General features: G+C 29.9%; 15 protein-coding genes and 1 pseudogene. 14 read left to right on the top strand and 2 right to left on the bottom strand.

Annotation, left to right across the window (positions count from 1 at the left end; all coding sequences use genetic code 11):
• Positions 1-79: 79 nt before the first annotated feature.
• From HXZ69_RS01935 to HXZ69_RS15280, 3 genes and pseudogenes are all read left to right on the top strand, one after another.
• On the top strand, positions 80-895 hold the full coding sequence (locus tag HXZ69_RS01935; protein ID WP_038335805.1) for a hypothetical protein: 816 nt from the start codon (positions 80-82) through the stop codon (positions 893-895).
• A 96-nt stretch (positions 896-991) separates the two neighbouring features.
• Positions 992-1,420 carry a hypothetical protein gene (locus HXZ69_RS01940; protein ID WP_286494833.1) on the top strand — a complete coding sequence of 143 codons (429 nt, stop codon included), beginning with the start codon at positions 992-994 and terminating at the stop codon, positions 1,418-1,420.
• Between the two features lie 122 nt (positions 1,421-1,542).
• Positions 1,543-1,704, top strand: a pseudogene (locus HXZ69_RS15280) (DUF4130 domain-containing protein); the annotation flags it as partial.
• A gap of 17 nt (positions 1,705-1,721) precedes the next feature.
• Here HXZ69_RS15280 and HXZ69_RS01945 read toward each other — a convergent pair.
• Positions 1,722-2,822 (bottom strand): putative type IX sorting system protein PorV2, encoded by a 1,101-nt coding sequence (locus HXZ69_RS01945; protein WP_286494835.1) that lies wholly within the window; start codon positions 2,820-2,822, stop codon positions 1,722-1,724.
• A gap of 105 nt (positions 2,823-2,927) precedes the next feature.
• Here HXZ69_RS01945 and HXZ69_RS01950 point away from each other — a divergent pair, with 105 nt between their 5' ends.
• The 5 genes from HXZ69_RS01950 to HXZ69_RS01970 all read left to right on the top strand — a co-directional run bounded on the left by HXZ69_RS01950 (position 2,928) and on the right by HXZ69_RS01970 (position 7,338).
• Positions 2,928-3,668 carry a CDP-alcohol phosphatidyltransferase family protein gene (locus tag HXZ69_RS01950; protein WP_286473582.1) on the top strand — a complete coding sequence of 247 codons (741 nt, stop codon included), beginning with the start codon at positions 2,928-2,930 and terminating at the stop codon, positions 3,666-3,668.
• The gene (locus HXZ69_RS01955) at positions 3,665-4,423 is read left to right on the top strand and encodes a 3'-5' exonuclease (RefSeq protein WP_038334216.1); all 759 of its coding nucleotides are present in this window, start codon (positions 3,665-3,667) and stop codon (positions 4,421-4,423) included. The genes HXZ69_RS01950 and HXZ69_RS01955 overlap by 4 nt, the downstream gene beginning before the upstream one ends.
• Before the next feature lie 3 nt (positions 4,424-4,426).
• Positions 4,427-5,035: a fumarylacetoacetate hydrolase family protein gene (locus tag HXZ69_RS01960; protein ID WP_115000569.1), complete on the top strand. Its 609-nt coding sequence runs from the start codon at positions 4,427-4,429 to the stop codon at positions 5,033-5,035.
• A gap of 107 nt (positions 5,036-5,142) precedes the next feature.
• Positions 5,143-5,502 carry a hypothetical protein gene (locus HXZ69_RS01965; protein ID WP_286494836.1) on the top strand — a complete coding sequence of 120 codons (360 nt, stop codon included), beginning with the start codon at positions 5,143-5,145 and terminating at the stop codon, positions 5,500-5,502.
• A gap of 66 nt (positions 5,503-5,568) precedes the next feature.
• The gene (locus tag HXZ69_RS01970; protein WP_286494837.1) at positions 5,569-7,338 is read left to right on the top strand and encodes a MutS-related protein; all 1,770 of its coding nucleotides are present in this window, start codon (positions 5,569-5,571) and stop codon (positions 7,336-7,338) included.
• 2 nt (positions 7,339-7,340) lie between these two features.
• Here the strand turns inward: HXZ69_RS01970 and HXZ69_RS01975 are convergent, their stop codons facing one another.
• Positions 7,341-8,006 (bottom strand): HAD family hydrolase, encoded by a 666-nt coding sequence (locus HXZ69_RS01975; protein ID WP_221854475.1) that lies wholly within the window; start codon positions 8,004-8,006, stop codon positions 7,341-7,343.
• 218 nt (positions 8,007-8,224) lie between these two features.
• On the opposite strand from HXZ69_RS01975, the gene HXZ69_RS01980 reads away from it, so the two are divergent.
• The 6 genes from HXZ69_RS01980 to coaBC all read left to right on the top strand — a co-directional run bounded on the left by HXZ69_RS01980 (position 8,225) and on the right by coaBC (position 12,829).
• Positions 8,225-8,692 (top strand): hypothetical protein, encoded by a 468-nt coding sequence (locus HXZ69_RS01980; RefSeq protein ID WP_038334238.1) that lies wholly within the window; start codon positions 8,225-8,227, stop codon positions 8,690-8,692.
• 226 nt (positions 8,693-8,918) lie between these two features.
• Positions 8,919-9,797 (top strand): 4-hydroxy-tetrahydrodipicolinate synthase, encoded by an 879-nt coding sequence (dapA, locus tag HXZ69_RS01985; protein ID WP_115000572.1) that lies wholly within the window; start codon positions 8,919-8,921, stop codon positions 9,795-9,797.
• Positions 9,798-9,809: 12 nt separating this feature from the next.
• Positions 9,810-10,316 carry a ferritin gene (locus tag HXZ69_RS01990; RefSeq protein ID WP_038334248.1) on the top strand — a complete coding sequence of 169 codons (507 nt, stop codon included), beginning with the start codon at positions 9,810-9,812 and terminating at the stop codon, positions 10,314-10,316.
• Between the two features lie 81 nt (positions 10,317-10,397).
• Entirely contained in the window at positions 10,398-11,279 is an 882-nt protein-coding gene (locus HXZ69_RS01995) for an outer membrane protein assembly factor BamD (RefSeq protein ID WP_038334250.1), read from the top strand.
• Between the two features lie 27 nt (positions 11,280-11,306).
• The gene (locus HXZ69_RS02000; protein WP_019973784.1) at positions 11,307-11,630 is read left to right on the top strand and encodes a DNA-directed RNA polymerase subunit omega; all 324 of its coding nucleotides are present in this window, start codon (positions 11,307-11,309) and stop codon (positions 11,628-11,630) included.
• The gene (gene coaBC, locus HXZ69_RS02005) at positions 11,630-12,829 is read left to right on the top strand and encodes a bifunctional phosphopantothenoylcysteine decarboxylase/phosphopantothenate--cysteine ligase CoaBC (protein ID WP_286494839.1); all 1,200 of its coding nucleotides are present in this window, start codon (positions 11,630-11,632) and stop codon (positions 12,827-12,829) included. The genes HXZ69_RS02000 and coaBC overlap by 1 nt, the downstream gene beginning before the upstream one ends.
• Positions 12,830-12,834 lie beyond the last annotated feature (5 nt).

Consider the following 12,834-nt stretch of genomic DNA (forward strand, 5'->3'; position numbering starts at 1 on the left):
TTTAAATAGATCAAGAAATTTACATTTTTGAATTAATTTTGGTTAATCTTTCTATTCAAGAAAAAAAAAAATACAACATATGTTAAAAAACATTGCTTTAATTACCATATTATTTTCAGGTTTTGCATTTGCTCAAAAATCTGAATTACAACAAAATGATGTTTTAGGAAATCCAACTTTTATCGAAGAATCGATGCAAAAAGCACGTATTCGCATGAAGTTTATTGAAGGTTATGAAACGGAATATTACACAAAATCAACGTATAATAAAGATGGTAATCCGACAAAACGTGATTATTTTGATGAAGCTGGAAATAAAACTTTTGCTGAAATATTTAATTATAATGAATCGAATAAATTGATTTCGAGAGAAATGAAAAACAATGACGAAAGTTTAGTTTTCAATTTTGATTATGAATATACAACAGACGGTTACATTGTCACGAAAAGCGAAAATGATGTCAATGTTTCTAAAACTGAATACAAATTAGACCAAAATCAGAATGTAACTTACGAAAGAGAAACTAATTTATTGGAAGATTCTGATGTTTTTATCGAAAAAACGTTTCAATATCAAAATGGATTTTTAGTCAAAACATTGGTGAAATATAACCAAGGAAATTATACGTTGAATTATAAAAACGACGCGAAAGGCAATCCTATAGAGGAAAATTATGTGGACAAAGACAATAAACAAGTCAATAAATATATTCGCAAATTTGATGAAAACAATAATATTATTGAAGAAACTGTGATTGATGAAGCAGGAAAAGTAAAGAATATTTCCACGATTAAATATCAATATGATAATCATAAAAATTGGGTCAAACGAACACAATTCGTCAAAGATATTGATCAACCAATTTCAAATACAACAAGAACAATACGTTACTAGAAATACAAGAGCCAAGTTAATTTGGCTCTTTTTTATTTGATTATTTAACTAAATGTTTTTAAATTTATTCAAATCAATTATTTAACTTCATCTATTATGATCAATAATGTGCAAGAATTTAATCGACTTTTTCAGTTATACCAAAAAGATAATCGTTTCAATTTGTACATAAATGATTATCCTAAAAATGAATTTTTGTTTCAATTTTATTCAGATGAAATTGAAGATTTAAATTTGGAATATGTTGATATTAATTCAAATTCTATCAAAAAAATGCATGATTATCGTGCAAAATTAAGTGATTTTTTTCAACCCGAAGAACTTCCAACACTAGAGATTAAATCAATTTCAGGTTATTTTAGTCATTTTGATTTTTATTTTATGACAAATGAAAAAACCTTTGTATTTAACTATATTCACCGCGATTTTTTGTCTCAATTAATTGATATTCTTCTTGCTGAATTAGATTGTAATTTTATCAGCCGATTAAAAACTGAACTTTTAATCAATTTGGAGTACGATTAAATTTTTTGTTAAACTTTTTCAGCGATATTTATTCGTTTTGAAAAGATTAATTAAGATTTATTTTTTGCGAAAACTGATCCAAAATATAATGTTTTACCTTTAATTATTATTTTGATGTAAAAGAGAATTTATACCAAGAATTGTGGAAGTCTTATTTTAATTGGACAACAATTGAAACAAGGAAAAATTCTATGTTACTAATCCAAATGATGCCAAAACGCTTTTGGAAACACTTGACAGAGTATAAAATATCAATATTCAGAAAAATATACCTATCAATATAATTATGAGTAAAACTTATTTATCTCCATTTATCCATCTCGAAACGGACTGAGAAAATGTTAGAATATAATCCTAAACCGCTGTCTCCAAAGTTTGTCAAAGCATAATCAATCGAGATTCCTTTGTATTTGAAACCTACCCCAACATTTGGCTGAATTTGAGTTTTATCTTTTCCATCAAATTGCGAAATCTTCTGTAAATTGTTCAATCCTCCACGTACAAAAACCATGTCATCATAACCTAATTCAAGACCAACTTGTGGCGAAATCGAAAATCCTTTTCCAGAAATTGCGGCATTCGTTTGTTGAAATTCGATATTCATATCAACCTCTCCCAATAACGAAACTCGTTCATTAAAATCAAAACGTTTTCCAACTCCAAATTGCAATTTAGGCATTGTTAATTCGATATTCTCTCCAGGTAAATCATTCAAAATTGTTGGCTCACCTTCATTATTTGGTTCGTCAATCGTGATTTCTTTTACCTTTTGTTTATTGATACTCCACGCATTGAAAGTTGTTGTAATATCTCGTGCCATCAAACCAAAATACATTTTATTATCGGTACGATATTGCAAACCAAGATCTAAACCGAAACCAAATCCTTGCGCAAATTTCCCAATATGTCGATAAACGATTTTAGCATTTGCACCAAACTGAATATCTTTATTATTAAAGACATTTCCCGCATAAGACATTGTTAAAGCATAGTCTGCTGTAGAAAATTTAGAGATTTTATCGTAATTAATATTTCCTTGATTATCAATCAATTCTGTTGTATTCAAAATATTATCAACACCAAAACGTGTAAACGAAAATGCAATCGTAGAATTACTTTCTCTCAACGGAATTGCAACCGCCGCATAATCAAATTTTGCAATCGACTGAAAATATTCAGCATGCATTGCTGCAGCTTCCCAATCATAGGTAATTTCCGTTAATCCAGCAGGATTCCAATAAGCCGCATTTGCATTTCCAATATTCGCCACAACCGCATTACCCATTGCAAACGAGCGCGCATCTGCACCAATATTCAAAAACTCGTTCGAATATTTGCGTGTGGTTTGAGAAAAAGCAAATTGACTTGCCAGAACAGATAATATAAGGAATGTCTTTTTCAAAATTGATGAATTACGAATATAAAAACTCAAAAATAGTGGTTTTATTGTGTTTAAAAAGGATTCAGATTAATTTTTGTTTGTATTTTTGCGATGAAAAATTCATTTATGAAATTATTTACAATTCCAAATTTTCTAACACTACTTAATCTTTCATGTGGTGTATTATCAGCCATTTTCATGATTTCGAGCAATGCTCAAATCACAACTACCACAGTTACAATTGTGATGGTTTTGATGTTGATTTCATTAGTTGCTGATTTTTTGGACGGAATGGTTGCACGACTAATGAATATTGGTAGCCCGATTGGAAAAGAATTGGATTCTTTGGCAGATTGTATTTCGTTTGGTGTTGTACCAGGATTGATGTTATTTTCGATGTTTAATCATTTTTCAACTGATTTTATTTATGAAAATGAGAATTTAAAAATTGCTGCAATTTCATTATTTGCTTTTTTAGTTCCTGCTTTTTCGGCGTTACGATTAGCAAAATTTAATTTAGATGAAGATCAAGCAACGTATTTCAAAGGTTTGGCAACACCATCAAATACCTTATTTATTTTCTCATTATTTTCTATCTATTACAATAATGGACAAATTATAAATCCATCTCTTGATCCGTATTTATTAATTGCCGTTTCTATTGTATTTAGTGTTTTATTAATTGTCGATTTACCATTATTTGCCTTAAAATTTAAAGGATTGAGTTGGGCAGAAAATTATTATAAATATATTTTCTTAATCATTACATTAGGTTTAGTGGCTTGGTTGCAAGTTGCTGCAATTCCGCTAATCATCTTATTGTACATCCTTATCTCAATCATTTTTAGAAAAGAAATTACAAAATGAAATTAACTAAAAATATCTGTTTCTTTGATTTAGAAACAACTGGAACTAATGTTTCAAAAGACCGTATTGTTGAAATCTCTATCGTGAAAGCTTTGACAGACGGTTCAAAAGAAGTAAAAACTTGGAAAGTTAATCCTGGAATTCCAATTCCACCAGAAACAACTTTAATCCACGGAATTTCTGACGAAGATGTTGCCGATGCGCCTTCTTTCAAAGAACTTGCCCCTGCGATTATGGAAATGATTAAAGATTCTGATTTGGCAGGATATAATTCAAATCGTTTTGATATTCCACTTTTAGCAGAAGAATTATTACGTAATGGTTTTGATTTTGATTTATCAAAACATCGTCCAATTGATGTGCAAGTGATTTATCATAAAATGGAACCTCGCAATTTAAGCGCTGCTTATAAGTATTATTGCGATAAAGATTTGATTGATGCACATTCTGCGGAAGCTGATACAATTGCGACTTACGAAGTTTTGATGGCGCAAATCGAGAAATATGACGAGCTTGAAAATGACAATAAATTTTTGAGCGAATTTTCTTCTCAACGCAAAACGGCTGATTTAGCTGGATTTATTCAGTACAATGATAAAGACCAAGAAATTATTTCGTTTGGCAAGTATAAAGGACAAGTTGTGACGGATATCTTTGCGAAAGATCCAGGTTATTATGCGTGGATTCAGAATGCCGATTTTCCTTTATATACAAAGAAAGTTTTTACTCGAATCAAATTACAAAACGGTTTTTAAGCGATGAAAATTATTTGTGTCGGACGAAATTACGTCGAACATGCAAAAGAATTAGATAATCCAATTCCAGAATCGCCTATGTTTTTTATGAAACCAGATTCGGCCATTTTAAGAAAGGGTTTTCCTTTTGTTATTCCAAGTTTTACGAAAGAAGTTCATTTTGAAACGGAAATTGTAATTAAAATTGATCGAGTTGGAAAAATGATTCAACCTCAATTTGCAGATCGTTATTTTTCAGAAATCGGTTTAGGAATTGATTTTACAGCGCGCGATGTACAACAAGAATTGAAAGAAAAGCGTTTTCCTTGGGAAATTGCGAAAGCTTTTGATGGTTCTGCATTTGCTTCTGATTTTCATCCAAAAGAAAATTTTGATTTAGAAAATCTTACATTCAAATTAGATCGAAATGGAGAAAATGTACAAACAGGAAATTCAAAAGATATGATTTTTCATATCAATACCTTAATTGCTGAATGTTCTAAATATTTTACCTTGAAAAAAGGTGATTTAATTTTTACTGGTACACCAGCGGGAGTTTCTAAAATCAATTCAAAAGATACCTTAGAAGGTTATTTGAATGATGAAAAAGTATTCGAAATAAAAGTATTGTAATCATTAAAAAAGAGAAATATATTTTCATTTGTTATTATATTTTATTGTTTTCTTGTAAAAAAGAAAACAATATTGTTACACCTGTAATTCATGAGAATGTAATAACAATGAATTCAATTTCTGATAATTACGATTCGATTACTACTAAAGTGAAGAAACTTGGTGATGAAGAAGCTTATTCAGAATTATTTTATCATTTAAAAGATTCAAATTTTGAAGGTAGAACAGATTCTTTAATGGTTTATTCAAAAATAATGGCAGAAAAATATCACTTTGAAAAAGCTTATATAGATTATTTGGATGCTATAACTGAAAAATATGGAATAGAAAATGATATTGGAAATTATTCAACAATTAACCTTTCAAAATTAAAATCTAAAGAAAAGCATGAAATTATTGATTGGCTTTCTAAAATGGTTGAAAAAGGAATAATTACAGAAAAACAATTTCAAGAAGTTAAAAAATAATAAAAGAGCGAAATTTCGCTCTTTTATTATTTATACCACTACTTTTAATCAGAAATAAAATTAAGAATGGAAGACTATCTAAAAATAGAAGAAAAACTACAAAATGATTTTAATTTATTGAAATCTAAAAAGAATAAAATCAGCAATATCAGGCTTGTTGCATTTATTATTTCGGTTGTATTTTTCTTGCTTTACGTCACGTCGAGCAACAATTTATATTTGATTATTTCTTCTATTTTATTTATAGTTTTCATCGTTTTAGTGGTTAAAACTTCTAAAATTTCTTCGGAACTCAATTATTCAATTCAAGCTTTAGAAATTATTAATCAAATAAAATCTGATGATTCTATCGATCCATTTGTTGAAGATAATTCTCAGTTCAATAATGTTTACAACAAAGATTTAGATATTTTGGAAGGAAATTCAATCTTCAATCGGATCAATAAAACGCAAACTCGAATTGGAAATTTACAGTTGAAACATTTTTTATCGAATTTGATTTTAGACAAATCAGAAATTATTGATAGACAAAATGCATTTACAGAATTGGCTGAAAAAAGAAATTGGATAGTGACATTTTTGACATTTACAAAGCGATTAAACATGAATCAATCTTCAATTTTTGTGTTCGAAAATCGTGTATTCAATACTAATTCAATAAAATTACTTCCACTAATCTTTTCTGTTCTGAATATTTTATGTTTTATCGCTTTAGCAATTATTAGTTTTCCGAAAGAAATTGTTTTTTATTGGATTCTAGGCGCAGTTATTATTTCGAATGCAATTTCCATGTTTTATAAACAACAACTTCGACGAATAGCAGCTTATACGACAATGAAAGCAGATGAATTGGATAATTTATATGAAGTTTTTCGACATATTGAAGAAGAAAAATTTGAATCAAAACTAAATGTTGAAATTCAAAATACATTTGTAAATCCTTTCAAATCATCGGATTTAATCAAGACAATTTCTTCAACAAAAGAAACTTTAGATGCAGCAAATTTCCCGATTTTAGGCTTTGTATTAAATACTTTTTTCTTATGGCGATTACATTATTCGATCAAATTTGAAAATGAAGTTCAAAAAACGGTTCATCAAATCAAACCTTGGTTAGATGAATTGGCGAAATTAGAGGCCTTCGTTTCTTTTGCTATTTTCAATGATAAACATACATCATTTACATATCCCGAAATTGTAGATGAACCTTATGCGTTAAAAATTACGAATGGTTTTCACCTTTTATTAGATGAAAAAACAGTTGTGAAAAATGATTTTGAAACCAATCGTCCAAACAATATTGCGATTATTACAGGTGCAAATATGGCTGGAAAAAGTACTTTTTTGAGAACAGTTGGAACAAATTTGGTTTTGGCAATGAATGGCTCAAAAGTGAGTGCAGAAAAAATGTCATTTTATCCAATGGATTTATTTACAAGTATCAGGACAGTCGATAATCTGTCTTCTGGCGATTCTTATTTCAAAAATGAAATTAATAAATTGAAAATTTTGATTGAACGTTTAGAAAATGATCAACCACAAATCATCATTTTAGATGAGATTTTAAAAGGAACAAATTCAGAAGATAAACTAATTGGTTCGCAAAAATTTTTAGAAAAATTGATTAAATCTCCTACAAAATTGATTGGTTTTATCGCGACTCACGATTTAGAATTAACGAAAATGGAAGGTGAAAACCCGGATCATATTATTAATTATTGTTTCGAATTAAAAAACGTGGACAACAATTATTATTCAGATTATAAATTAAGAAAAGGCACAACCAAAATGATGAATGCCATTTTCTTAATGAAACAATTTAAGATTATTGATTAATCTTAAATTGTTAATTCAAATTCTTTAATAAAATTTGCATCAATCGCATTAAAATCATCTACAATACAATTTGCTTTTGAAATATCTTGTTGTTTCGAATTTGCACTTTTGTAACCTAAACAATACAAATTCGCACGGGAAGCCGCTTCCACTCCGTTTTTACTATCTTCGATAACTATACATTCAGCATGTTTAGATTTAGCCAAATCAGCTGCATATAGAAAAATAGCAGGATCTGGTTTTGACTTCGGAAAGTTTTCGCCAGAAATTTTATGTGTAAAATATTGATTCAACTCAAAACGATTAAAAACTCGATCAATTGTCGATTTTGAAGCCGAGGACGCCAAAATCAGTTCGATTCCATTACTGTATAAATCTTTAATCAAACTCTCAACCCCGTCAATCAAATACAAATCAGGTTTTGTGTCAAAAGCTTCATTAAAGATGGTACGTTTTCTCAAAACCAAATCGTTCACTTCTTCTTTCAGATCAAATTTATCTTTCAGAATTTGATAAACATTCTTTGTCGATTGTCCTGTAAATGTAGCAAATAATTCTTCCGTAACTGGAATATTCAGTTCTTTATAATGTTCGAAATAAGCATATTTATGTACTGGTTCTGTATCGACGATTACGCCGTCCATATCGAAAATTACAGTTTTAATCATTATTGTTTTGTTTCTACAAAATTAACTTTTTTAAGAGAATAATGTAAAAGTTTAAACTTTAGAATGATTTTAAATTAACCAAATATCTTACTCATACAAAGCAATATATATAATTATTATTCGATTAAAAATGTTAAAACTTAACATTAAGATAACATTTGCACGCTTTTTGTAAAATAGATGGTATAACAAAGTTAAAAACTGAAAATTTAATAAAAATGAAAAAAGTATTATTAGTTGCTGTAATGGCATTAGGAATTTCTCAAGTAAATGCTCAAAACTATAAAAATGCTTTAGGTGTTGTTGTAGATTTAGGAGATGGAGAAACATTAGTAGGTCCACAATTCAAACACTCTTTTGATGGTAAAAACGCTGGTAATGTACAGGTGATGTTTGGAGATCATGTTACTGTTTTAGGTGCAGATTATACATATAATCAACCTTTTTCTGGTACAAATGGCTTAGGATGGTATGTAGGGGTTGGACCTCAATTAACTTTTGTAGATAAAGGATATTATGAAGATAAAACAATATTTGGTATTCGTCCACAAGCAGGTTTAGAATATAAAATTCCATCTGCTCCTTTGGCTTTACATTTTGATTGGAAGCCTGATTGGAGATTATCAAATGATTCAGATTTTGAAGCTGGTCGTTTTTCTTTAGGATTTAAATATACATTTAACTAATCTAAAGTTAGAAATAATATGAGCCACTCGTTTTGAGTGGCTTTTTTTTATAAGTAAAATCATAAAACATTGGCTTAAATTAATTTTATTCCTATAAATTAATCGCTATTTTTGAAAGATTTTGGATTTTATCTAAGACCAATTATAGATTAGCACTATTATTTGATTATTCAAGATATAATTCCGAATTTTAACTTAGTATTAGATTTAATAACATTTATAAAAGATGAAACAATTAATTGGGACAGGAGTTGCTTTGGTTACGCCTTTTCAACAAGATGGTACCGTAGATTATACTGCATTAGAAAATTTAGTAAACTATAGTATCGATGGCGGTGTTGAGTATTTAGTTATTTTAGGAACTACTGCAGAAGCAGCAACACTTACAAAAGATGAAAAGAAACAGGTAATCGAAACAATAAAGAAGGCGAATGCTAATCGTGTTCCGATGGTTTTGGGTATTGGAGGTAACAATACGGCAGAAGTTATTAATGGATATCAAGAAACAGATTTGAGTGATTATATCGCAGTTCTTACGGTTTCTCCTTATTATAATAAACCAAATCAAGAAGGGATTTATCAACATTATAAAGCGATTGCAGAAAGTACAGACGCCAACATTATTTTGTATAATGTTCCTGGTAGAACGGGTTCTAATATCTCAGCAGATACAACAATTCGTTTAGCAAATGAATTCAAAAATATTGTTGCGATTAAAGAAGCTTCACCAGATTTCTTACAATCAACAGATATTATCCGTAAAAATACACGCGAAGATTTCAATATTATTTCTGGTGATGATGAATTCGCTGTTCCAATGACTTTAGCTGGAGGTTCTGGTGTTATTTCTGTTATTGGACAAGGTGTTCCAACTGTTTTTACAGATATGATTCGCAAAGCAATCAACAAAGAAGTTGTTGCTGCTTACGAAGGTCATTACAAAGTTGTAGAAATTACACGTGCTATCTTCGAGGAAGGAAATCCTTGCGGAATAAAAGCTGTTTTAGATAAAAAAGGAGTTTGTAAACCATTTACAAGATTACCTTTAGTTCCAGCATCAGCTAATTTGACAACAAAAATTAACCAATTATTATCAAACATCTAAAAAAATAAAGCTATGATAAAAGATACAATATTAGACGCATTAAACAAACAAATCAAATTAGAAGGAGATTCTTCTCAATTATATTTAGCTATGGCTTCTTGGGCTGAAGTGAAAGGTTTAGAAGGAACTGCAAATTTCTTGTACTCGCATGCAGACGAAGAACGTATGCATATGTTAAAATTAATTAAATTTATTAACGAAAGAGGCGGAAAAGCGTTTGTTCCACAAATTGAAGAACCAAAACAAGATTTCACAACATTGAAAGAAGTTTTTACTGCAATTTTAAACCACGAATGCTTTGTTTCTGAATCAATTAACGAAATTGTAGGCTTAACATTAGAAGAAAGAGATTATTCAACTCACAATTTCTTGCAATGGTATGTTTCTGAGCAAATTGAAGAAGAAAAATTAGCAAGAAATATCTTAGATAAGCTAGAAATGATTGGATCTGACAAAGGAGGTTTATATCTATTTGATCGTGATATAGTTACATTAAGTACAGACACAACAGCGGAATAAATCAAAACTTTGAGATTTTATTAAGAGGATAAGAAAAAAATATTTTATACTTTAGTCCTCAAATTTTATTAAATTTGCAGAATGTTTAAAAAACTAAGCTTAGTAGTTTTAATTGGCGCTTCTTTAGTGTCTTGTAACAAGACCTATAACAAAGCGATGAAAAGTACGGATAAAGACGAAATCTTTACATTGGCTACACAATTGTATCAAGATGGTAAATATGATTTGGCAAACGAATTGTATGAAAAAATTTCTACATCATTTGTAGGAACAGAAAAATCTGCGGACATTGCCTATAATATGGCACAAGGTAACTTTAACGAAAAAAGTTTCCGTTTAGCAGGACATCAATTCAAAAGCTTTGCAGGAGCTTATCCTATGGATAGCCGTGCAGAAGAAGCTTTATTCAAATCGGCATTTTCTTATTACAAAGATTCGCCAAAATATGACTTGGATCAAACAAGTACGTACACAGCAATCAGTGAGTTACAAGGATTTATCAATTCGTATCCAGAATCAGCACACGTTGCAGAAGCGAATAATTATATTACAGAACTTAGACAAAAATTAGAATTAAAGTCTTTCGAAATTTCTAAAGTTTATTACAAAACAATGAAATATAAGGCTGCTGGAGTTTCTTTTGACAATATGGTTGATGAATATCCAGATTCTAAATTTCGTGAAGAAGCAATGATGTATTCATTACGTTCTAAAACAGAATTGGCGTTAAATTTCTCTCGTATCGAGAACAAAGATTTACGTTTACAAGATGCCAGAACGCAATATCTTTTGTTAACAAGATATTATCCGCAAACAAAATTTAAAGCAGAAGCTGATAAATTGATGGAGAAAATCGACAAAGATATGGTTGAGACTAAAAAACAATTAGCTGATATAGAAGTAGCTAAAAAGAAATTTGAAGCTGATCAAGCTGAATTAAGCAAAGAGCAAAATAATAAATAATAGTAAAATATATAAAATTCTTTCATTATGAATTTCAAGGATATCGGTGCAGCACCAACAACACAAACTTATGATCGTAATAAAATCGATGAGAAAACAGGAAACTTATACGAATCGATTGTAATTATGGGTAAAAGAGCAGAACAAATTAACCAAGAAATGAAAACTGAATTAATTCAGAAATTGGATGAGTTTGCTGCACATACAGATTCTTTAGAAGAAGTTTTTGAAAACAGAGAGCAAATCGAAGTTTCAAAATTCTACGAAAGATTACCAAAACCGACTTCTATTGCGGTTAAGGAATGGTTAGACAATGACGTATATTACAGAAATCCAAATGAGGATAAATAATGTCTGTTTTACATAGTAAAAAAATTCTTTTGGCAGTTTCTGCCGGAATAGCGGCCTACAAAGCCGCTTTTCTTGTTAGAGGGCTTATCAAAAAAGGAGCAGATGTCAAAGTTATTATGACACCAGAAGCTCAAAACTTCGTTACCCCACTTACACTTTCCACGCTTTCCAAACATCCAGTTGAATGGGAGTTTTTTGGCGATAAAGGTGATTGGAATAATCATGTAGAATATGCACTTTGGGCAGATTATATGATTATTGCACCTTGTACAGCAAATACACTTTCTCATATGGCAGATGGAACGTGTGATAATTTGGTTTTAGCTACTTATCTTTCGGCTAAATGTCCTGTATATTTTGCTCCAGCAATGGATTTGGATATGTACAAACATCCATCAACTTTAGAAAATATTGCTAAATTAGAATCTTTCGGAAATATTTGTATTCCTGCCGAAGCTGGTGAATTAGCAAGTGGATTAATTGGAGAAGGTAGAATGGCTGAACCTGAAAACATTATTGCGTTTTTGGAAAGTACAATCGAAGCTACTCTCCCACTTCACGGAAAAAAAGTAGTAGTTTCTGCTGGTCCTACATACGAAAACTTAGATCCTGTTCGTTTTATAGGTAATTATTCTTCGGGAAAAATGGGATTCGAGATTGCAAAAGCTGCTGCTAATTTGGGTGCAAAAGTTACCTTGGTTAGTGGTCCAAGTCACGAATCTGTTACAGGTTTTCCTATCGATCGAATAAATGTTGTTTCTGCTCGTGATATGTACGAAGCGATGTACGCTAATTTTGCTGATGCTGATGCTGTGGTAATGTCAGCGGCTGTTGCAGATTATCGTCCAAAAAAAATGGCTGAGCATAAAATTAAGAAAGAAAACGATGATAATTTAATTATCGAATTGGTGAAAAATCCTGATATTCTAAAATCGTTAGGCGAAATCAAAACACATCAATTATTGGTTGGTTTTGCATTAGAGACGAATAACGAAGAAGAATATGCAAAGAAAAAATTAGCCAAAAAGAATCTTGATTTTATTGTTCTTAATTCGATGCAAGATAAAGAAGCTGGTTTTCAGAAGAATACAAACAAAATTACAATTATTGATAAAGATTTATCGATGCAACAATTTGATGCAAAATCAAAAACAGATGTTGCAAAAGATATTTTGAATGTCATTTTAAATAAGTTATAAAATTT

The sequence above is a fragment of the Empedobacter sp. R132-2 genome, from assembly GCF_030324375.1.
GTDB lineage: Bacteria > Bacteroidota > Bacteroidia > Flavobacteriales > Weeksellaceae > Empedobacter > Empedobacter falsenii_B.

Bases quoted from the DNA above. Each gene is read 5' to 3' on its own strand.
- HXZ69_RS01960 (WP_115000569.1), top strand. From the start codon at position 4,427: ATGAAAATTATTTGTGTCGGACGAAATTACGTCGAACATGCAAAAGAA.
- HXZ69_RS01970 (WP_286494837.1), top strand. From the start codon at position 5,569: ATGGAAGACTATCTAAAAATAGAAGAAAAACTACAAAATGATTTTAAT.
- coaBC (WP_286494839.1), top strand. From the start codon at position 11,630: ATGTCTGTTTTACATAGTAAAAAAATTCTTTTGGCAGTTTCTGCCGGA.
- HXZ69_RS01950 (WP_286473582.1), top strand. From the start codon at position 2,928: ATGAAATTATTTACAATTCCAAATTTTCTAACACTACTTAATCTTTCA.
- HXZ69_RS01990 (WP_038334248.1), top strand. From the start codon at position 9,810: ATGATAAAAGATACAATATTAGACGCATTAAACAAACAAATCAAATTA.
- HXZ69_RS02000 (WP_019973784.1), top strand. From the start codon at position 11,307: ATGAATTTCAAGGATATCGGTGCAGCACCAACAACACAAACTTATGAT.
- HXZ69_RS01975 (WP_221854475.1), bottom strand. From the start codon at position 8,006: ATGATTAAAACTGTAATTTTCGATATGGACGGCGTAATCGTCGATACA.
- HXZ69_RS01965 (WP_286494836.1), top strand. From the start codon at position 5,143: ATGAATTCAATTTCTGATAATTACGATTCGATTACTACTAAAGTGAAG.
- dapA (WP_115000572.1), top strand. From the start codon at position 8,919: ATGAAACAATTAATTGGGACAGGAGTTGCTTTGGTTACGCCTTTTCAA.
- HXZ69_RS01940 (WP_286494833.1), top strand. From the start codon at position 992: ATGATCAATAATGTGCAAGAATTTAATCGACTTTTTCAGTTATACCAA.
- HXZ69_RS01980 (WP_038334238.1), top strand. From the start codon at position 8,225: ATGAAAAAAGTATTATTAGTTGCTGTAATGGCATTAGGAATTTCTCAA.
- HXZ69_RS01955 (WP_038334216.1), top strand. From the start codon at position 3,665: ATGAAATTAACTAAAAATATCTGTTTCTTTGATTTAGAAACAACTGGA.
- HXZ69_RS01935 (WP_038335805.1), top strand. From the start codon at position 80: ATGTTAAAAAACATTGCTTTAATTACCATATTATTTTCAGGTTTTGCA.
- HXZ69_RS01995 (WP_038334250.1), top strand. From the start codon at position 10,398: ATGTTTAAAAAACTAAGCTTAGTAGTTTTAATTGGCGCTTCTTTAGTG.